At 38.4% G+C, this 20,471-nt stretch carries 15 protein-coding genes and 1 rRNA gene (1 of these 16 running past the window's edge); 13 read left to right on the top strand and 3 right to left on the bottom strand.

Annotated features, from left to right (window positions below):
- Nucleotides 1–79 precede the first annotated feature (79 nt).
- On the bottom strand, nt 80–586 hold the full coding sequence (locus BG04_RS14470; RefSeq protein WP_013055327.1) for an antibiotic biosynthesis monooxygenase family protein: 507 nt from the start codon (nt 584–586) through the stop codon (nt 80–82).
- A 185-nt stretch (nt 587–771) separates the two neighbouring features.
- On the opposite strand from BG04_RS14470, the gene BG04_RS14475 reads away from it, so the two are divergent.
- The 5 genes from BG04_RS14475 (at nt 772) to BG04_RS14495 (ending at nt 7,462) form a co-directional block, all read left to right on the top strand.
- Nucleotides 772–2,901 (top strand): transglycosylase domain-containing protein, encoded by a 2,130-nt coding sequence (locus BG04_RS14475; protein WP_034654471.1) that lies wholly within the window; start codon nt 772–774, stop codon nt 2,899–2,901.
- Between the two features lie 196 nt (nt 2,902–3,097).
- The gene (gene hemE, locus BG04_RS14480) at nt 3,098–4,141 is read left to right on the top strand and encodes a uroporphyrinogen decarboxylase (protein WP_013055329.1); all 1,044 of its coding nucleotides are present in this window, start codon (nt 3,098–3,100) and stop codon (nt 4,139–4,141) included.
- Between the two features lie 97 nt (nt 4,142–4,238).
- Nucleotides 4,239–5,171 (top strand): ferrochelatase, encoded by a 933-nt coding sequence (hemH, locus tag BG04_RS14485; protein WP_016762986.1) that lies wholly within the window; start codon nt 4,239–4,241, stop codon nt 5,169–5,171.
- 137 nt (nt 5,172–5,308) lie between these two features.
- A complete protein-coding gene (gene hemY / locus BG04_RS14490) occupies nt 5,309–6,730 on the top strand; it encodes a protoporphyrinogen oxidase (protein ID WP_034654470.1) in 1,422 nt (473 codons plus the stop codon).
- Nucleotides 6,731–6,892: 162 nt separating this feature from the next.
- Nucleotides 6,893–7,462 (top strand): TetR/AcrR family transcriptional regulator, encoded by a 570-nt coding sequence (locus tag BG04_RS14495; protein WP_013081690.1) that lies wholly within the window; start codon nt 6,893–6,895, stop codon nt 7,460–7,462.
- A 53-nt stretch (nt 7,463–7,515) separates the two neighbouring features.
- Here the strand turns inward: BG04_RS14495 and BG04_RS14500 are convergent, their stop codons facing one another.
- On the bottom strand, nt 7,516–9,687 hold the full coding sequence (locus BG04_RS14500) for a peptidoglycan D,D-transpeptidase FtsI family protein (RefSeq protein ID WP_034654466.1): 2,172 nt from the start codon (nt 9,685–9,687) through the stop codon (nt 7,516–7,518).
- A gap of 279 nt (nt 9,688–9,966) precedes the next feature.
- Between BG04_RS14500 and BG04_RS14505 the strand changes: the two genes are divergently transcribed.
- From BG04_RS14505 to BG04_RS14515, 3 genes are all read left to right on the top strand, one after another.
- A complete protein-coding gene (locus tag BG04_RS14505; RefSeq protein ID WP_034654463.1) occupies nt 9,967–11,256 on the top strand; it encodes an ABC transporter substrate-binding protein in 1,290 nt (429 codons plus the stop codon).
- 150 nt (nt 11,257–11,406) lie between these two features.
- The gene (locus BG04_RS14510) at nt 11,407–13,227 is read left to right on the top strand and encodes a cache domain-containing sensor histidine kinase (RefSeq protein WP_034656645.1); all 1,821 of its coding nucleotides are present in this window, start codon (nt 11,407–11,409) and stop codon (nt 13,225–13,227) included.
- Nucleotides 13,205–14,788: a response regulator gene (locus tag BG04_RS14515; protein ID WP_034654460.1), complete on the top strand. Its 1,584-nt coding sequence runs from the start codon at nt 13,205–13,207 to the stop codon at nt 14,786–14,788. Before BG04_RS14510 ends, BG04_RS14515 begins: the two co-directional genes overlap by 23 nt.
- A gap of 38 nt (nt 14,789–14,826) precedes the next feature.
- On the opposite strand, the gene yhfH is transcribed toward BG04_RS14515, so the two are convergent.
- Nucleotides 14,827–14,958, bottom strand: coding sequence for a protein YhfH (gene yhfH, locus BG04_RS29745; RefSeq protein ID WP_013055337.1), 132 nt, complete (start codon nt 14,956–14,958; stop codon nt 14,827–14,829).
- A gap of 228 nt (nt 14,959–15,186) precedes the next feature.
- Between yhfH and BG04_RS14520 the strand changes: the two genes are divergently transcribed.
- The 5 genes from BG04_RS14520 to BG04_RS14540 form a co-directional block, all read left to right on the top strand.
- Nucleotides 15,187–15,918, top strand: coding sequence for an MBL fold metallo-hydrolase (locus BG04_RS14520; RefSeq protein ID WP_016762992.1), 732 nt, complete (start codon nt 15,187–15,189; stop codon nt 15,916–15,918).
- Between the two features lie 15 nt (nt 15,919–15,933).
- The gene (gene lplA, locus BG04_RS14525) at nt 15,934–16,923 is read left to right on the top strand and encodes a lipoate--protein ligase (protein WP_013055339.1); all 990 of its coding nucleotides are present in this window, start codon (nt 15,934–15,936) and stop codon (nt 16,921–16,923) included.
- A 169-nt stretch (nt 16,924–17,092) separates the two neighbouring features.
- Entirely contained in the window at nt 17,093–18,622 is a 1,530-nt protein-coding gene (locus tag BG04_RS14530; RefSeq protein ID WP_034654457.1) for a fatty acid--CoA ligase family protein, read from the top strand.
- Nucleotides 18,623–18,660: 38 nt separating this feature from the next.
- A complete protein-coding gene (locus BG04_RS14535) occupies nt 18,661–19,437 on the top strand; it encodes an enoyl-CoA hydratase-related protein (protein ID WP_034654455.1) in 777 nt (258 codons plus the stop codon).
- 417 nt (nt 19,438–19,854) lie between these two features.
- A 16S ribosomal RNA gene (locus BG04_RS14540) occupies nt 19,855–20,471 on the top strand; it runs 935 nt beyond the window's last position.

Below are 20,471 nucleotides of genomic sequence, written 5' to 3' on the forward strand. Positions count from 1 at the left end.
ATTCCTCCCAATAGGTGATGTAGTATACAATATGCCGTTTGTGCCTATTGTGATACTCGCCTACTAGGAGGGTGTTTACTTATTTAACTACGTGGTATGAGGTCACATAAGAAGGGCGAGAGAAAATCGACGGCTGCTGATCCACGCCTTCTGACGTACCGCGTTTTTTGTGTGCTTCATTATAGGCTTTTGAAGACTGCCAATCGCTAAATGAACTTTCATCTTTCCATCCTGTAAAGATAATATATGTGTCATTTTGCAGTGGACGAAGCACACGAATAGCTGAGAAGCCTGCTTCATTTTCAATTAAACGAGCTCGTTGGCTAAATCGCTGTTCAAACAAAGGACGGCCCTCATCTGTAACTGAAATATTATTTAGTACAGCAAATCCGCTATCTGCAAGATCTCCAGAAGCATCTAATACCTCATAAGCATGTCCTTCTTTAAAAATTGTATCTCCATCTGTTTCATGAACTAGTGCAAATTGATCGTCATCTTTGTGAAGCAGTAACAAACGTTCACTCGGATGTTCGTCGATCAACTTCTGAAGGTAAGGGCCTGTTCCGTAAGTAATAAAGATCTTCATGGATTATACTTCCTTTCTAATTGGGAATTGCATACAATTTACAATTGTAAATCATACTAAAATTATAAAATTTTACACACAAAAATTCAAAAATTGTGAACTTCTAATGAAGATGGTAAAGTAAAACATTGATGAAGTTGTTTTCCATATTATCAAAAGTTTAGCGAAAGAAAAGGGGTGGCACGATGTACAAAAAAGGCTTATACGCAATTGCTGCCTTAGTTGGAATTTTTCTATTAGGATTGATCGGATATATTATCATCTTGTTTCTTGGAAACTATGTAATTGATGAGAAAAAGATCGTCATGGACTTGGCTACGAGGTTAGTGGACGAAAATGGAGACGAATTAACAAAGCTCTATGTGAAAAATCGGGACTTGGTTTCAATTGATAAGATTCCAAAGCATGTGCAACAAGCATTTATTTCAATTGAAGACGTTCGTTTTTATGAACACCACGGAATCGATTTTAAATCTATTGGTCGAGCATTATACCGAGATATATTGGCTGGAGGAAGTGTTGAAGGAGGAAGTACTTTAACACAGCAGCTGGCTAAAAATGTGTTTTTATCTAATGATAAAACGCTGCTTAGAAAAACAAAAGAAGTAGTGGTGGCCATTAACTTGGAGCAGCGTTACAGTAAGCAAAAACTGCTTGAAATGTATTTGAACCAAATATACTTTGGACACGGAGCCTATGGAATCCAAGCTGCATCCAAGCTTTACTTCAATAAAGATGTCTCCGAATTAACGGTAGAAGAAGGTGCACTGCTCGCTGCACTGCCAAAAGCACCGAATTCTTATTCTCCTATTTTACATCCAGAAAAAAGTATAGAACGTAGAAATGTTGTGTTAAATGCCATGCAAAAAGCAGGTTATTTATCAGCTGAAAAAAATGTCCGTTTGCAAGGAAGAACGCTGGGGTTGAACGTAAAGGAACAGGCTAAAAACCCAGCGTATTTAACCTATATCGATATGGTTATTCAAGAAGCAGAGAAGAAATACAGCATTTCGAGCAATGAGCTTCTGCGCGGCGGTTATACGGTCAAAGTACCTATGAGTACAAAAGTACAAGAAGCCGCCTACGAACTGATGAAAGAAAATCGTTATTTTCCAGGTACAGATAACAGTGCCCAAGGTGCTTTTGTATTAGTTGATAACAAAAGCGGAGGAGTTTTATCTGTTATGGGAGGACGAGATTATGTACAAAAATCGCTCAATCGCGTAAATGTCAAAAGACAGCCAGGTTCTACGATGAAACCTATTGCGGTATATGGCCCTGCGTTAGAAGAAGGTCAATTCAAGCCTTATTCCTTACTGCAAGACAAGCTGAGAAGCTACGGGGGATACACACCTAAAAATGTAGACGGCCAATATGCTAAAAAGGTAACGATGTACGATGCCCTAAAAGATTCTAAAAACGCAGCTGCTGTCTGGACATTGAATCAGCTAGGAGTTGAAACAAGTAAGCAGTATCTCACAAAGCTAGGAATTCCTTTAGAAGATAAAGGACTTGCGATTGCTCTTGGAGGATTAAAGGAAGGAATTACACCGCTTCAATTAGCAGGAGCGTACCGGGCATTTGCTGAAAACGGAGAAAATATCCAACCGTACTTTATTCAAGAAATAAAAGATCAAGACGGAAAAGTGATTGCAAAAGCTGTTCCCGACACTCACAAAGCATTTTCAAAACAAACGGCTTGGTATATGACAAAGATGCTTCAAGGAGTTGTTAAAGAAGGAACGGCAAAAAATGGAGAGTTTACAGGAGAGTTAGCAGGAAAAACAGGGTCTACTTCGTATACGAATGTTAAAGGAGCCACGAGGGATGCTTGGTTCGTTGGATATACGCCAGACGTTGTAGGAAGCGTGTGGATGGGATATGACTCTACAAATGATCAGCATTATTTAACAAAAGGAAGTTCTTATCCGACTCTATTATTTAAAGACATTCTCACAAGAGCTGGTTACGACGAAGCTGCATTTCAAAAGCCAGCAGGCGTTAAAGATTTGCCAAAACCAATACGCTTAGAGCAAGTTAAAGACTTAAAACAAGAATTAACATTCCATCCATTTGGTTTGCTAACGGTAAATTTATCGTGGACACCTTCACCTGATAAAAGAGCTGTTTATTATGTTTATGAGAAAAAAGGAGATAAAGCCGAAGTAATTGGCAAAGTGAAGGGAAAAGGAGCATTTGAGAAAGAGCGTGTGAATCTGCTCGACAGTCCTACTTATTATGTAGTTCCTTACAATTCCCAAACAAAACAAAAAGGAAAAAAATCCAACGAAGTAACACCTGCTCTTTTTCAATAAAATAAGGAAGAGTAGGGCGAATTTTTGACATTTTTAGCAGGTGGCTATACAAGTCGTAAAGAAATGGGTATAGTGACAAGTAGAGAATATAACGTGAAACTTTAATCAGTAGAGGAACCAGTATGTTCCTTTGCTGATTATTGTCTGTCTAATCGAAGAAAATACGGATGGAAGACAATCGAGAAAGGTGGAAATTATGAGTCAAGGAACGTTTAACGATACTTTTTTAAAAGCCTGTAGAGGGGAAAAAACGGATCATGTTCCGGTTTGGTATATGCGCCAAGCAGGGCGTTCACAGCCGGAATACCGAAAGCTAAAAGAGAAGTACTCTTTATTTGAAATCACTCATCAGCCGGAGCTTGGGGCATACGTAACACGCCTGCCCGTTGAACAGTACGGAGTGGATGCAGCTATTTTATATAAAGATATAATGTCACCGCTTCCTTCAATTGGAGTAGATGTTGAAATCAAGTCAGGAATTGGTCCCGTAATCTCTAATCCAATTCAATCTTTAAGCGATGTAGAAAAACTAGGAGAAATTACGCCGGAAGAAGATGTTCCCTATGTATTAGATACGATTAAGCTGTTAACAACAGAACAGTTAAACGTACCTCTAATTGGCTTTGCGGGTGCTCCTTTTACAGTGGCAAGCTATATGATTGAAGGAGGACCTTCAAAAAATTACAATAAAACAAAAGCATTTATGTATACCGAACCTAAAGCATGGTTTGCACTAATGGATAAGTTAGCAGATATGACGATTACATATGTAAAAGCGCAAATTGACGCTGGGGCAAAAGCCATTCAAATCTTTGATTCATGGGTGGGTGCTTTAAACGTAGCGGATTATCGTTATTTTATAAAACCTGTCATGGAGCGAATTTTCACCTCTTTACGTGAAAAAAATGTACCGCTCATTATGTTTGGAGTAGGGGCAAGTCATTTGGCAAAAGAATGGCATGATCTGCCGCTGGATGTAGTGGGATTAGATTGGAGAACACAGCTGGATGAAGCACGTGCATTAGGCTTAACAAAAACACTGCAAGGAAACTTAGATCCTGCTATTTTGTTAGCTCCATGGGAAGTTATTGAAGAACGCGTAACAGAAATTTTAGATAAAGGGATGGCCAGTCCTGGTTACATCTTTAACTTGGGGCACGGCGTTTTTCCACAGGTTCAGCCGGAAACGTTAAAACGTTTAACAACCTTTATTCATGAATATTCTGCAAATAGACAATAAATTGTCAAATAATTTGGAGCGCTAAACTTTGAATTTTTCTTTTTATTCATGGCAAAATGAAGACAAGTATTGAATCTAATAAAGAGGTGTCGAACACATGAGTAAAAAAGTAATGGGATTACTTGTAATGGCATATGGAACACCATATAAAGAAGAAGATATTGAACGTTACTATACACATATCCGCCGCGGACGTAAACCTTCACCAGAAGCCTTAGAAGATTTACAAAACCGCTACGAAGCAATCGGGGGCATTTCACCTCTTGCAAAAATTACGCAACAGCAAATGGAAAGTCTGGAAAAGCGCTTGAATGAAGTGCAGGATGAAATTGAATTTAAAGCGTATCTTGGCTTAAAGCATATTGAACCGTTTGTTGAAGATGCAGTAGAAGCAATGCATAAAGACGGAATTAAAGAAGCGGTCAGCATTGTGCTTGCACCTCACTTTTCAACGTTTAGCGTAAAATCCTATAATGGGCGCGCCAAAGAAACGGCTGAAAAATTAGGAGGGCCAATCATTCATTCAGTAGAAAGCTGGTACAGTGAGCCAAAGTTCATTCAGTACTGGGCTACACGTGTTAAACAAACGTTTGATTTAATAGACGAAGAGAAATGCCAAAAAGCCGTGTTGATTGTATCTGCACATAGCTTGCCAGAAAAAATTATTGCAGCAGGAGATCCATATCCAAATCAGCTTCAAGAAACAGCGGATTTAATTGCACAAGCCGCTGGCATTGAACATTACGAAATTGGCTGGCAAAGTGCTGGAAATACGCCTGAGCCATGGATAGGTCCTGATGTCCAAGATTTAACAAGAGAATTGCATGAAGAAAAAGGGTATACATCGTTCGTGTATACTCCGGTTGGATTTATCGCAGACCACTTAGAAGTTCTTTATGATAACGACTATGAATGTAAAGTGGTGACAGATGAAATTGGGGCTGATTATTACCGCCCTGAAATGCCCAATGCACAGCCTGAATTTATCGATGGGTTAGCTACAGTTGTGTTAAAACAGATTGCCCGCTAAGTCAATATAGATTCTTTGTACATTGAACAGGGACGAAAAGTAACTTATAATCAATATAGAGAAAAGTAAGAAGCGAGCTATGGATTTCCATAATCGCTTCTCTTTATATTGAATTTTACAGAAAAGGCGATGATAACATGACGGATAGACGAAAAAAGGTTGTCATCATCGGTGGAGGAATAACAGGTCTTTCAGCTGCCTATTATGTGCAAAAAAAAATAAAGGATCATCAGCTGCCAATTGATCTTCAACTAATAGAAGCGACGCATCGGCTTGGTGGAAAAATTCAAACGGTCAAACGAGACGGGTATTTATTTGAAAAAGGTCCTGATTCATTTTTAGCGCGTAAGCTAGCTGCTACAAAACTGGCAAAAGAAGTAGGGTTAGGTAGGGAGCTAGTCGGAAATGAAAAGGGGAAATCCTATATTCTAGTAAAAGATACACCGCATGCGCTGCCTGATGGTGCTGTAATGGGGATACCAACCAAGTTATCTCCTTTTATCACAACAGGGTTATTTTCACCTGTTGGCAAGCTGCGCGCAGCAGCTGATTTTTTTATACCGAAGACAAAAAATCAGGATGACCGTTCGCTAGGCGTATTTTTTAGAAGACGGTTTGGTGATGAAGTTGTTGAAAATTTGATTGAGCCTCTATTATCAGGAATTTACGCAGGAGACGTTGATCGTTTGAGTTTACGATCGACATTTCCACAGTTTCTGCATGCTGAACATAAGTACAGAAGCTTAATTGTCGGAATGAAAAAGCTAAAAGAAATTCATCCACAGCACGGTGAGGATTCGGAGTTTAAAAAAAATAGCGTCTTTTTAACGTTAAAAGAAGGTCTGCAATCGCTAGTGGATGGGGTAGAAAAAGCAATAGACCCTGATATTATTACAAAAGGAATAAAAGTAGAAAAAATTCACAAAGAAGATACCACATACGAATTATCGTTAAATAGCGGGAAAGTAATAAAAGCAGATAGCGTTATTGTAACTTCTCCTCATGCAGCTGCTCAGTCTATGCTTTCGGAATATAAAATATTTGAACCGTTGAAGCATATGCCTTCCACTTCAGTAGCTACTGTTGTGATAGCCTTTGCACAAGAAGCGCTGCAAGACAATCTAGATGCAATGAACATCGCCGTTTCAAGAAATAGCGATTACACGATTACGGCGTGCACATGGCTAAATAAAAAGTGGCCGCATGCGGTTCCGGAAGGAAAAGTGCTGCTGAGATGTTTAGTTGGACGAACCGGGGATGAAGCTGTGGTGGATCAGCCTGACGATGAAATTTTCAAAATTGTCCTGGAGGATTTGAAGAAGCTCATTACAATTTCTGCTGAGCCTGAATTTTACGCGGTAACGAGATGGAAGCAGTCAATGCCTCAGTATACGGTCGGACATCACGATATGCTAGATACGATGAACGAACAGCTTGAAAAAGAGCTGGCCGGTCTTTATGTAGCGGGAAGCTCATACGAAGGTCTGGGTATACCAGAATGTGTAGAGCAAGGAGAAGATGTGGCTAAAAAAGCGGTTAAATATGTGCAGCAACTGTAGAAGTGGAGCGGTGAATCAATGCTCCGCTTTTTTGTCTACTACCTGTAGAGAAAGGTTATACTAAGAGAAAAGATTGTGGTTGAAAAGCAAAAGAAACTTATGCTATAGTAAAACCGTACTTGTTGACTGAAATATTCATTTGGTCAGAAAGAAGGGGATAACGTGGCTATAGACCGAAAGCAATCAGTTGTTGATGCAGCGTCAAAATCATTTGCGCTGTTTGGATATAAAGCAACGACTATGGAGCAAGTGGCGAAGCTTGCAAATGTCGGAAAAGGAACGATTTATACTTTTTTTAAAAACAAAGAAGAGTTATTCGATGAAATTGTGACACGAATGATTCGAGAAATGACAGATGCAGCTGAAACTGTCATTGATAGCAACCGTCCTTTTTTTGAAAATGCCCAAGCAGCCATTTTTAGAATCTTGGAATTCCGCACCGAGCATCAGCTCATGCTGAAGCTGGTACAGGAACAGCAGTTAGGCACTACAGCAGTGCAAGAAGTGCTGGTGCGAGTAGAAGAAGAGATTTTGACTTATATAAAAAACAAAATCGAAATTGCAATTTCTAAAAAAGAAATCAAACCGTGCAACCCGGAGCTCACAGCTTTTTTATTATTTAAAATGTACATTGCACTCGTCTATGATTGGGAAAAACGGCATGAGCCGCTTTCAGAAGAAAAAATTGCTGAATTAATTGAACTATACTTTTTACGCGGTCTGTCTCAGTGAGATGGGCTTTTTTCATAGAGAAAACAAAAAAGGTCTCATGACGAGACCTTTTTTTATTGTTCATTATCATCTTTTTTTACGCCGTTTAATTCTGTATTTCCTGTTTTTGCATCTTCTTCTTTTTGCTCTACTTCTTTTTCGCCTTCTTTTTTAAGATCGAAGTAAGCTTTAATAGAATCGCCTGTAATAGTTTTACTTAACGTATTAGATGTACCTGCTACATAAGCAGAAGGGATGACAACTGCTACTGCTACTTCCGGATTATCATAAGGCGCGTATGAAACGAATGTAGAGTTACGGACGCTTACGCCTTTGTTAAAGGTTTCAGCTGTCCCGGATTTACCAGCAATGTTATACTGACGATATTTTCCAGTGTTAAGTAAACGCCCTGTACCATGTGAGCTTGTGACTACGCGGCGGAAGCCTTCCTTAACAATGTCAATTTCCGATTGGCTCATTGTAATACGGTTTAATACTTCCGGCTCAAAAGAGCTTTGTACGCTTCCTTTTAGTTCGCTATCAAGCTCAGGCTCACGAATTTCTTTTACTAGATGTGGCTTCATGCGATATCCACCGTTTGCAATCGTTGAAATGTATTGAACAAGCTGAAGCGGTGTGTACGTATCATATTGTCCAATACCAAAATCCAGCGCTTTACCTGGTTCATTTGTTACGGTATTGCGAATACCGGTTGATTCGTTTTCTAATTCGATGCCCGTTGAAATTCCAAGACCAAACTGGCTATAGTATGAGCGCAGCTTATTAAAGATAGACGGTGGAATGTTCAGTCTGCCGCCAGGGCGGTACGTTTCACCAGCCATGCTCATAACCGTGCGGTACATGAACACGTTTGATGATTGTTCTAGAGCTTTTTGGATTCCGGTAGCTCCCATATTATGTGAAGACTTTTTCTTAGTGCCTCCAGCAAATGTCATCGGTGCATCATAAAACACCGTTCCGGGCTGAATAGCGCCTGAGTCAAGACCTGCAAGAACAGTAGCTCCTTTTACAGCCGAACCTACTTCATAAGAAGTGGTCATGTTACCAAGAGCAAAATCTTGTACTTTTCGTGCTCCCGTCTTTTTATCTGTAACGAGCTGTTTTCCACCCATTGCTAAAATGTCTCCCGTGTGAGGGTCCATCATAATAGCAAACGCTCGGTCCATTAATCGTGAACCAGCTGCTCCAGATGTCACAGCTTTTGTTAAAATATCTTCGACTTGTTTTTGAAGTTCCATATCAATTGTTAAAATTAAGTCACTGCCGCGCTGACCTTCAGTAACGGTCTCTTGGCTCACTAGGTTGCCAGAGCGGTCCGTTACGTTTTGCACGCGGGCTTTTTGACCGCGAAGAACGTCTTCGTACTGCTTTTCTAAATAACTTTTTCCTACTCGGTCGTTACGGCTGTAGCCGTGTGATAAATAGTACTGTAAGTTTTCGCTTGGCAATCCTTCATCAGCTGATGTGATTTTACCAAGCAGCGTGCTAAGTAAGCCGTCGTATGTATACATACGGTCCCAGTAAGTTGTCGTATCAACGCCTGGTAATTCACCCAGCTGCTCACTAATGACGGCAAGCTCTTTATCGGTTAATCCGCTTTTAATAATTTGAGCGGTTAACGCGTAGCCGCCTTCCATCTTACTTTTAATAGCAATCACTTCAAGGTCATCTTTCACCGATAAAAGTTCGTTTTTTGTGATGCGCTTTAGCTGAAGAGGGTATAAATCGTCTTCAGAAAGTTGACCTTCTTTTACTTTTTGCTTATCCGCTGCGGTAATTTTTTTCGCTGCTGCTTTTGGATGAGTTGCAATCCAGTAATCTTTTAAGTCGCGTTCTGTTAGCTTAATCGTATTTTTATCTTTCTTTTTATTCGATTTGCCAAACACGTCTGTTGTAACAGGAACATCAATAAGAGTAGCAAGCTTTTTAGCTACTTTTAGCTTGTCTTCTTGAGTGACGCCTTTCAAACGCGTGTACGTGACAGCGTTCAACGGTTTATTATCCACGATAACGCGGTCATAGCGGTCTAGCATCTTTCCGCGAGGAACCGGTGAATCTACCGTTTCATCTTCTGTTTTTTCAACTTCTCGTTTATAGTTCTCTCCGTACACGATCTGTACGAAGCCTAATCGTAAAATGAGTGCAGAAAAAAGCAGGAAAACCACAATAAACAGCCAGTTAATTCGAAATGAGACATGTGTTTTTTTGCGCTTTTTAGTTTTCATGTAAACCCCTTCACTTTGTTTATACAAGTTAAAAAATTCATAAATTTTCTTATGAATCTATCACTCTACATATTAACATAATTTTGTCTATAAATGTTATTAGGTGGAATAAAACAGACAAAAAATTTATAGAAATTTTTGCGAAAGAAGAGAGATCTGTCGAAGGGTGCTGAAGGGAGTGTTCAATATTTTCCACTCGGTTGTTCAATATTGTTACCTGTTCAAATGTCCTAGAATCGGTAAAATAAAGAGAGATAGATATCAAGGGGGGCAAAACGAATGAAAATGAAAAGGCTTTCAATAATGTCTGGCGTGTTAGCAACATCACTTTTATTTGCGACAGCATGTTCAAACTCAGGTACGGATTCAAAAGCAAGTAAATCAACAGGCTCAGGTGATCAAGTTGTTATTGATATGTTCCAGTTCAAAGTGGAAATTGCAGATCAGCTGAAAGAATTAACGGATGAATACACAAAAGAACATCCAAACGTAAAGTTTAACATCCAAACAGTCGGCGGAGGCGCGGACTATGGTGCAGCATTAAAAGCACAGTTTGCCTCTGGAAATGAACCTGATATCTTTAACAATGGAGGGTTCCAAGAAGCGCAAACGTGGAAGGATAAATTAGAAGATTTATCTGATCAGCCGTGGGTAGATAATCTGTATGATATCGCCAAAGAACCGATGACAATGGACGGGAAAATTTATGGTCAGCCGCTAAACTTAGAAGGTTATGGTTTTATTTATAATAAAGATTTATTTGAAAAAGCAGGCATTAAAGAATTACCTAAAACGCTGCCAGAATTAGAAGCAGCTTCTAAAAAGCTTAAAGCAAAAGGAATTACGCCATTTTCTAATGGATACGGCGAGTGGTGGGTGCTAGGTAACCACTTATTTAATATTCCAATGGCACAGCAAGACGATCCAGATGCGTTTATTAAAGGTCTAAACGAAGGCAAGGCAAAATTTGAAGGCAATGAAACGTTTAAGCAATTTATGAATCTGTTCGATTTAACGTTAAAGTATGGAAATAAAAATCCACTAACGACAGACTACAATACACAAGTTACTCAATTTGCTTCTGGTGAAACAGCAATGATGCAACAAGGTAACTGGACGGTAAATATGATTACGAAAATTAATCCGGACATGAAAATGGGCTTTATTCCAATGCCAATCAGCAACGATGCAAAGAAAAATGATAAACTAGCAATCGGAGTTCCAAATAACTGGGTAGTAAACAAAAATGCCCCAGATGCAGATAAAAAAGCAGCGAAGGAATTCTTAAATTGGATGGTTTCTTCTAAAGAGGGTCAAAAATTCTTAGTTGAAAAGTTCAAGTTCATTCCAGCGTTCAAAAACATCGATGGAAAAGGAATTGATTCTTTATCTGATGATATCTTAAAATACTCTGAAGAAGGTAAAACATTATCTTGGAACTGGTTTAAGTATCCGGAAGGAACGGTTCAAGAAGTCGGCGCAGCAATGCAGTCTTACGCAGGTAAGCAAATGACAGAAGAAGAGTTTATGAAGAAATTAGATACAATTTGGGCAAAAATGAAAAAATAAACAAGAAGTCCGCGTGGAAAACGCGGACTTTTTGATGTGAAAAAATAGCTGGTTAGATTCATAAGTTATGAAAAAATAATAGTTAATTGAAAGCGCTTTTAATGTATAATAATAGTCATAATGTATGACATTAGTCAAAGGAGGTTATTTGTGAAAGGCTGGAGCATACGCAAGAAATTAATTTTGTTTTTCTTATTCGCAACGGTTATTCCATTTTTAATTTCGACGATTTTTACGTATCAATACACAAAAGAAACGGTTAAGAACCGATTTATTTCTACCAACTATCAAGTTATTAAAAATGGAAGCAATGATTTGAGCGATTACTTAAATGAAATTGCTAATATTACAAAAAGGCTGTACGGCTACCACCCATTTATTAAAGTGTTAGATGAAGGTGTATCAAGTGACTTAGGAGCCAATCAACTGGAAATATCACGAACTCTTCTTTATTTATATAATACTCGTCCAGAGATTGAACAGCTCCATCTTTACATTGAAAACGGGCATGACTCATATACAGCTTATAATTCGAAAGTGAGCAGCAGAGGGAAGTATGATGATATTTACACTCAGCCTTACTATTCTTATTTAAATAAAAATCATAAATTTCTTGTGATTGAGCCTACCCATGAAATTTATAGCTACAATAATTTATCAACGTTAATTGATTCACTGCCGAATCAAGTTATTAGCTTTCATCAGCGGATTGATGAGATTCCATCAGACAAGTTGTTAGCTTATCTATCTTTAGACATTAATATGACACAAATTCAATCTATATCGCAGCGTCTATATAATGAAGAGTCAGAAGATTTTTATTTAATGAACAATAAAGGTAAGGTTTTGTATTCCTCTGATTCAAAGGTTATTGGAAAAAATGAAAACTACGCGTGGGTGAAGGCGCTCACTTCTCAAAAAGACCATAGTATGGAATGGGAAGATAAAAGCTTCTCAGGCGTATTAATGTATGAAAAGCTTAAACAGCCCTTTGAGGACTTGTACATGGTGAAACGAATTCCTTACAGTGTTTTATATGAGGATGCAAGAAAGACAGCACTTATGAATGTATTAATTGGCCTGCCATTTTTGTGTATGCTCGTTATCGCTACGCTTTTTATATCAGTACGTTTTACACAGCCGATTAACGTATTGATTCGCAATATGAAAGAAGTGGAAAAAGGATCATTTGAGGTGCGGTTTAAGTCGCTTGGAAACGATGAATTTGGTGTTTTAGGAAGGCATTTTACCTCTATGGTAGAAACAATTAATGACTTGATTGAACGTAAATTTCGATTGGAATTAGAAAATAAATCAACGCAGCTAAAAGTGCTGCAGTCACAAATTAATCCGCATTTTTTATACAACGCATTTCAATCGATTGGAACTCTTGCTCTTAAGCATAAAGCAGTTGAAGTATATTCTTTATTAACCTCACTTTCCCACATTATGCGTTACAGCATGAATATGAAAGAGGATATCGTTAGCTTAAAGCAAGAAGTCGATCACGTAAAAGCTTTCTTAAGTCTGCAAAAGCAGCGGTTTGGTTCAAAGTTTGAGTATGAGTTAAATATCGAAAAAGAAGCAGAGCTTATGCGAATACCGAAAATGATTTTGCAGCCTCTTGTTGAGAATTCTTTTAAGCATGGATTAGAAACCCGTACAGGAAGCGGAAAGCTGTTGATTTCAGCGGAGTTGAACGGTGAAGAACTGATTCTAACTGTTTCTGATAACGGAAAAGGGATAGGGCAACAAGAGTTGAATCAATTAAAAACGAGACTTCAGCAATCGTATAATCAAACAGATGAGCATATTGGGTTGCAAAACATTTATGAACGACTTCGCATCTACTATGGAGATCATGCTTCAATGCAAATTAGCAGTCAAGAAAATCACGATTTTACCGTTGTCATAAAGCTAACAACAATTGAAGAAAAGAGGGATAGTGATGAAAGTATTAATCGTGGATGATGAAGAGCATGTAAGAGAAGGAATAAAGCTGCTTGGACAGTGGGAAGAGCATGAAATTACAGATGTGATAGAAGCTGATAGCGGTGAGCAAGCGATTGCGCTTATCGAGGATCATGAACCGGAAATCATTTTTACTGATATGAAGATGCCTAATATCGATGGAATTGCTTTGTTGGAGTGGATTAAAGAGAATTCACCTTCTAGCAAAACGATTGTGGTAACAGGGTATGATGACTACCACTATATGCGTAAAGCTATTCATTTTGGAAGCACGGATTACATTCTAAAGCCAGTGGATCCTTCGATTTTAAACGATACGCTTGTACGAGCTGTAACCCAATGGAAGAAAGAAGAAGAGTCCAGAAAAGTTCATAATAGCAGCTATCGTTTAATCAATGAAATGAAGCCGATTTATCGAGATCGAAAACTGACGCAGTTAATGAACAATTATTTGCTAAATCAATCAATCTATGAAGAGTTTGGTTTCCATCTGACTAGAGAATATGAAGTGGGGATTGTACGTGTAGATGAATCTATCATTCGTTCTTTTGGCGGTGACCGGGATTTAGCCTATTTTTCAATTTTAAATGTAATCAATGAAATGCTGATGGAAGAAGAAAATGGGGTAGCCTTCCGTTATTTATCAAATAAGTGGGAAATTATCATTATATTTTGGAATGATTTTGAACGCATAACCTCTTTACTGACGACTTTACATACAGCCATTCGCCGTACGTTAGACGTGAGCTGTCGGATTGCAAGAGGGTGCAAAGTTTCTTCTATTGATCAGCTAATGAAATCCTATGAAGATGCGAAAAATTCGCTTTTATTAAGCAATGTTCTTGATCAAAATAAAGTGAAGGTCTACGGCGAGCAAGACGTTTTAGCAAGTGCTTTATTAATAAATATGATGGACTATAACAGTAAAATTGAAGAAGCGCTGCAAGTCGGGAAGTTTGAAGCCTTTTTGCCGGTATTCAACGAAATTATCACAGCTTTTGAAGCACAAAATTATCTCTCATTAAAGCAAATTCTGCATTTTGAGCAGGAATATCAGCTGTTAAGTCAGCATTGGTTAAAAAGATATCACATTCCTTATACGATAAATAACGGTCCTGAATATGTCCTTTCTTTCTTCTATAACCAAGATGGGCAGTTTCAGCTAGCAAAGTATGTAGAGAGGAAGAAGCGTGAAGTAAAGCGATTTTTAAAAGTAGTAAAAAGGTATAGCAAGCAAAACAATCGCGACGTTATTTATGAAATCGAACAATATTTGCAGCAAAATTTTCATCGAGATGTGAAGCTTCAAGAAATATCGGAACGTTTCTATCTAAGCCGTGAATACATTTCGAGAAAGTTTAAGCAAGAATTTCAAGAAAACATTTCAGATTATATGGTGAAAGTCAGAATGAATAAAGCCAAATCACTTTTACTAAATGAAGAACTAAAAATCTATGAAATTGCGAATATGATTGGATATCATGATGATAAATACTTTCGAAAAGTGTTTAAAAAAGTAGAAGGCATTACGCCAAATGAGTATCGCAGTTTGACCGTATAAAAAAAGCTGAAACTGTTTTATAACAGTTTCAGCTTTTTTTATTTCATGATATCTAGACAGTGATCACATTTGTTTCCGTAGCATTCATGCTGTTCCTCAATGTCGTTTCCGCATTCTACGCACTTTTTATTGGGTAATCTTTTGAAAAATTCAGTCATTTTTTCTAACATTTTAAATCCCCTCCGTTGTTTTTGTTACTAACATTGTATTATAACAGATGATAAAATGTCAATTATGTTTTATAACAATTTAGCCTATTTTGCTATTCTAAGTGGTTATTTGTTATATAACAATGAGTTATTTCGATAAAATGACCGAAACGAGTGTCTTTCAGTTAGTTTTCAAAAAAAAGTAGGGTATACTGAACGTAATAAAAATAGTACGAAAGGGTGATTGAAATGAAAGTAACTGTTATTGGTTTTTGGGGAGGATATCCTGCGGTTTCAGAAGCTACTTCTAGCTATTTAGTGGAGCACGATGGATTTCAGCTGCTTGTTGATTGTGGAAGCGGTGCATTGGCTCAGCTGCAAAAATATGCAAAGCCAGAAGAAATAGATGCTATGATTTTATCTCATTATCATCATGATCACGTGGCTGATGTCGGAGTATTTCAATATGCACGCCTCATTCAGACTCATCTAGGAAACGCTGTTCAGGAACTTTCTATTTACGGACATACATATGATCAGGAAAGCTTCAACAAACTTACTCATAAAGGAATTACTAAAGGGGTAGAGTATGATCCGAGTCAAAAACTTGAAGTTGGGCCTTTTACCATCGAATTTATGAAAACGAAACATCCAGTCGTTTGTTATGCCATGAGAATAAGTGCCGGCAATCAAACTGTCGTGTACACAGCGGACTCTAGTTATTTAGAAGAGTTTGTTTCCTTCTCAGAAGAAGCAGATCTTCTTATTTGTGAATGTAATTTTTATGCCAATCAAGATGGAAGAGGCGCTGGACACATGACAAGCACAGAAGCCGGTACACTTGCTTCAAAAGCAAGTGTCAAACACCTCATGCTTACTCACCTTCCGCACTATGGAGAACATCAACAGCTAGTAGAGGAAGCCGCTGCTCATTATAGAGGTACGCTTACGTTAGCTGAATCAGGATATGTATGGGAATAACAAGGAGGAAAATGAATGTTATTTATTGATAATCAAAAAAATTATGATCCCCGAATTAACTTAGCAATTGAAGAGTATGCGCTCAAGCATCTAGACATTAATGAGACATATCTGCTGTTTTATATTAATGAACCTTCTATTATTATTGGAAAAAACCAGAACACCATTGAGGAGATTAATACAAAATATGTTGAAGATCAGCAAATTCATGTAGTGAGACGTCTGTCTGGAGGCGGTGCCGTTTATCATGATAAAGGAAATTTAAACTTCAGCTTTATTACGAAAGACGATGGAAATAGCTTTCATAATTTTAAAAAATTTACCGAGCCGGTCGTGGAAGCGTTAAAGAAATTAGGAGTTAATGCCGAACTAAGCGGACGAAATGATTTAATGGCTGAAGGACGGAAAATTTCTGGAAATGCTCAGTTTTCAACGAAAGGGAGAATGTTCAGCCATGGAACTCTTCTTTTTGATTCAGAGATTGAAAACGTTGTATCAGCGTTAAAAGTAAAAAAAGATAAAATTGAATCCAAAGGCATTAAGTCTATTCGAAATAGAGTAGCAAATATCAGCGAATTTTTAGAACAGAAAGTAACGGTGGAAGAGTTTAGAGAAATGCTGCTTCGATATATCTTTGACGGAGAAGAAAATATAACAGAATATAAACTAACGGAAAAAGATTGGGAAACGATTCATCAAATTTCTAAAGAGCGCTATCAGTCATGGGATTGGAACTATGGAAAATCACCTAAATTTAACTTACAGCACTCTCACCGCTTTCCTGTGGGACAAATCGACGTTCGTTTAGAAGTGAATAAAGGAAAAATCGATGCTTGCACCATTTACGGAGATTTCTTTGGAGTGGGGGATGTCCAGGAAGTGCAGGAAAAATTAACAGGTGTTCGTTATGAAAAAGCTTCTATTGAACAAGCCTTAGAAGACATCGATATTCCACATTATTTTGGTAATATTACAAAAGAAGAGTTTGTTGAATTAATCTATTAAGAAAAAAGTCTGCTACATCAGGCTTTTTTTCTTTTTAAACAGATGAGTCTTGTCAATAGAACAGCAGTAACATTATAATAGAATAGAAGAAGTAAGAATTTTTACATTATTATGTCTTAATAATGAATGGGTGTTCATTCATTCATTATTAAAAGGAGGAAGTTATGAGATGAATTTGTCAGCACAGCTTCATAAAACAGCTGAGCAATTTCCACAAAAATCGGCATATGTTTTTATGGACCAGGAAACATCTTATGCAAATCTTGATGCATCGGTATCTAAGTTTGCTGATGGTCTGAAGCAGTTGGGTGTAAAAAAAGGAGATCATATCGCTTTGATTGTCGGCAACTCGCCTCATTTTGTGATTGGATTGTACGGTGCTCTTCGAGTAGGAGCTACTGTTATACCGATTAATCCTATTTACACAGCGGATGAAATTAGCTACATGCTTCAGGATGGAGATGTAAAAGCAGTTATTGCGGTTGATTTACTTCTCCCTATTTTAAAGAGAATCATTGGACACGCTCCATTTTTGGAACACGTTATCTTATGTGAAACGACAGATACAGTGGAAAATATACCTTCTTATTTTCACACGTTTTCGCAAGTTGTAAACAGAGGGGAAGCTACATATGATTTTCTGGAGTTAAGAGAAGAAGATGTGGCCCTCATTCTGTATACGTCAGGAACAACTGGAAAACCAAAAGGAGCTATGCTTACACATAAGAATATTTATTCAAATGCTCAAGACGTAGCAGATTATTTAAGTATAAATGGGAATGACCGAGTCGTAGCTGCTTTGCCGATGTTTCACGTATTTTGTTTAACTGTTTCATTGAATGCGCCTTTAATGAATGGAGGAACGATATTAATTGAACCAAAATTCAGTCCATCTTCTATATTTGAATTAATTCAAAATCGACAAGCGACGATTTTTGCCGGCGTTCCCACAATGTATAATTTCTTACTTCAGCACGACAAAGGGAAAAAAGAGCACTTTCACACGGTAAGGCTTTGTATATCAGGGGGGGCATCAATGCCGGTGGCACTTCTAACCAATTTTGAACGTAAGTTTGGGGTAATGGTAGCAGAAGGGTATGGATTATCTGAGGCTTCTCCTGTGACGTGTTTCAATCCGATTGATCGAGAGAGAAAAGCCGGTTCTATAGGCACATCTATTATGAATGTTGAAAATAAAGTGGTAAACGAACTAGGAGAAGAAGTAGAAGTAGGACAAGTCGGCGAACTTATCGTCAAAGGCCCTAACGTGATGAAAGGGTATTACAAGCTTCCTGAAGACACGGAATATGCTCTCCGAGATGGTTGGCTGTATACAGGTGACTTAGCAAGAATGGATAAGGAAGGTTATTTTTATATCGTTGACCGTAAAAAAGATTTAATTATCGTAGGAGGATATAACGTTTATCCTCGCGAAGTAGAAGAAGTGCTATATGCGCATCGGGATATTGTAGAAGTGGCTGTTATTGGAGTCCCTGATCCTTCCTTAGGTGAATGTGTGAAGTGTTACGTGGTTTGCAATAATCAAGAGATAACGGAAGAGAAGCTTATTGCCTACTGCAAAGAGCACCTTGCTAAATATAAAGTGCCAAGTGAAATTGAATTTTTAAAAGAACTTCCTAAAAATACAACGGGAAAAATTTTACGTCGTGCACTGAAGCAACAAGTATCCCAGGAGTGATAAAATGAAAGCGATTCCAATTTGGAGGTGGTAAAAGGATGTCATCTATTTCTTATGAAATGAAGGGACACGTCGCCCATGTGATACTGAATCGTCCGGAAGCGATGAATGCTTTTAATTACGATATGCTTAAAGAATTGGAAGAAGTAATTGAAGGAATTCGTATTGAAAAAGATATTCGAGTTGTGACGTTTAAAGGGGCAGGGGAAAAGTCTTTTAGTGTAGGGGCCGATTTAAAAGAACGTAAAACTCTCTCTGATCAAGAGGTAAAGCGCAATATTTACAAAATAGGAGAAGTGTTTTCGAAGATAGAGCAGCTTCCTCAGCCAACGATAGCAATCATCAATGGATATGCATTTGGAGGAGGAATGGAGCTGGCTTTAGCATGTGATTTCCGGATTGCTTCAACCGAAGCGCTTATGGGTTTAACGGAAACAAGTTTAGCGATTATACCAGGAGCAGGAGGAACACAGCGTCTCCCTCGGTTAGTTGGGGAAGCAAAAGCAATGGAACTAATTTTAACAGCTCAGCGTCTCTCAGCATCAGAAGCGAAAGAATGTGGTCTAGTAACGAAGGTGGCTCCCGGATATGAAATAGAAGAAACAATAGATATTTTTATCTCTCTTTTATTGAAAAATGGGCCAATTGCACTTCAGCAAGCAAAATTTGCTATCAAAGAAGGAATGAAGGCCGATTTGCAGACTGGTTTGCAAATTGAACGAAAAGCATATGAGTTAACGATTCCGACAGAAGATCGTCTCGAGGCGCTTCAGGCATTTGCTGAGAAAAGAAGACCTAGTTTTAAAGGGAAATAAGAAAGGGCTGTCTAATTGACAGCTCTTTTTTAGTTTCTTCTATAAGAAAAGAATAATAAAAAAGAATATGTGAAAGCGCAGGAACAAAGAAGACAAAGTTACAGCTGGCTTTTGTCTATAATATTTACTATAATACGTTGCAGTAGTCGTTGTTCAAATCTATAAATAATAGTTTTTAATTTTTTTCTTTAAAAACCATTGACTTTAGTTAAAATATATTTTATTATTATAAAGCGTCGTTGAGACATATCGTTAACAACGAAGCTAAAAAAAGAATTTTAAAAAGTTGTTGACATTACGTTGATAACTTGATAAGATGATAAAGTCGCTTAAGAGCGGCGGTTGAACTTTGAAAACTGAACAAAGCGACAAACGTCAACGTTAAATTTTATTTTTTAATTGAGCAAGTCAAACATTTCTTCGGAGAGTTTGATCCTGGCTCAGGATGAACGCTGGCGGCGTGCCTAATACATGCAAGTCGAGCGAACTGATTAGAAGCTTGCTTCTATGACGTTAGCGGCGGACGGGTGAGTAACACGTGGGCAACCTGCCTGTAAGACTGGGATAACTTCGGGAAACCGAAGCTAATACCGGATAGGATCTTCTCCTTCATGGGAGATGATTGAAAGATGGTTTCGGCTATCACTTACAGATGGGCCCGCGGTGCATTAGCTAGTTGGTGAGGTAACGGCTCACCAAGGCAACGATGCATAGCCGACCTGAGAGGGTGATCGGCCACACTGGGACTGAGACACGGCCCAGACTCCTACGGGAGGCAGCAGTAGGGAATCTTCCGCAATGGACGAAAGTCTGACGGAGCAACGCCGCGTGAGTGATGAAGGCTTTCGGGTCGTAAAACTCTGTTGTTAGGGAAGAACAAGTACAAGAGTAACTGCTTGTACCTTGACGGTACCTAACCAGAAAGCCACGGCTAACTACGTGCCAGCAGCCGCGGTAATACGTAGGTGGCAAGCGTTATCCGGAATTATTGGGCGTAAAGCGCGCGCAGGCGGTTTCTTAAGTCTGATGTGAAA

Source organism: Priestia megaterium NBRC 15308 = ATCC 14581 (genome assembly GCF_000832985.1).
GTDB classification, from domain to species: Bacteria; Bacillota; Bacilli; order Bacillales; family Bacillaceae_H; genus Priestia; species Priestia megaterium.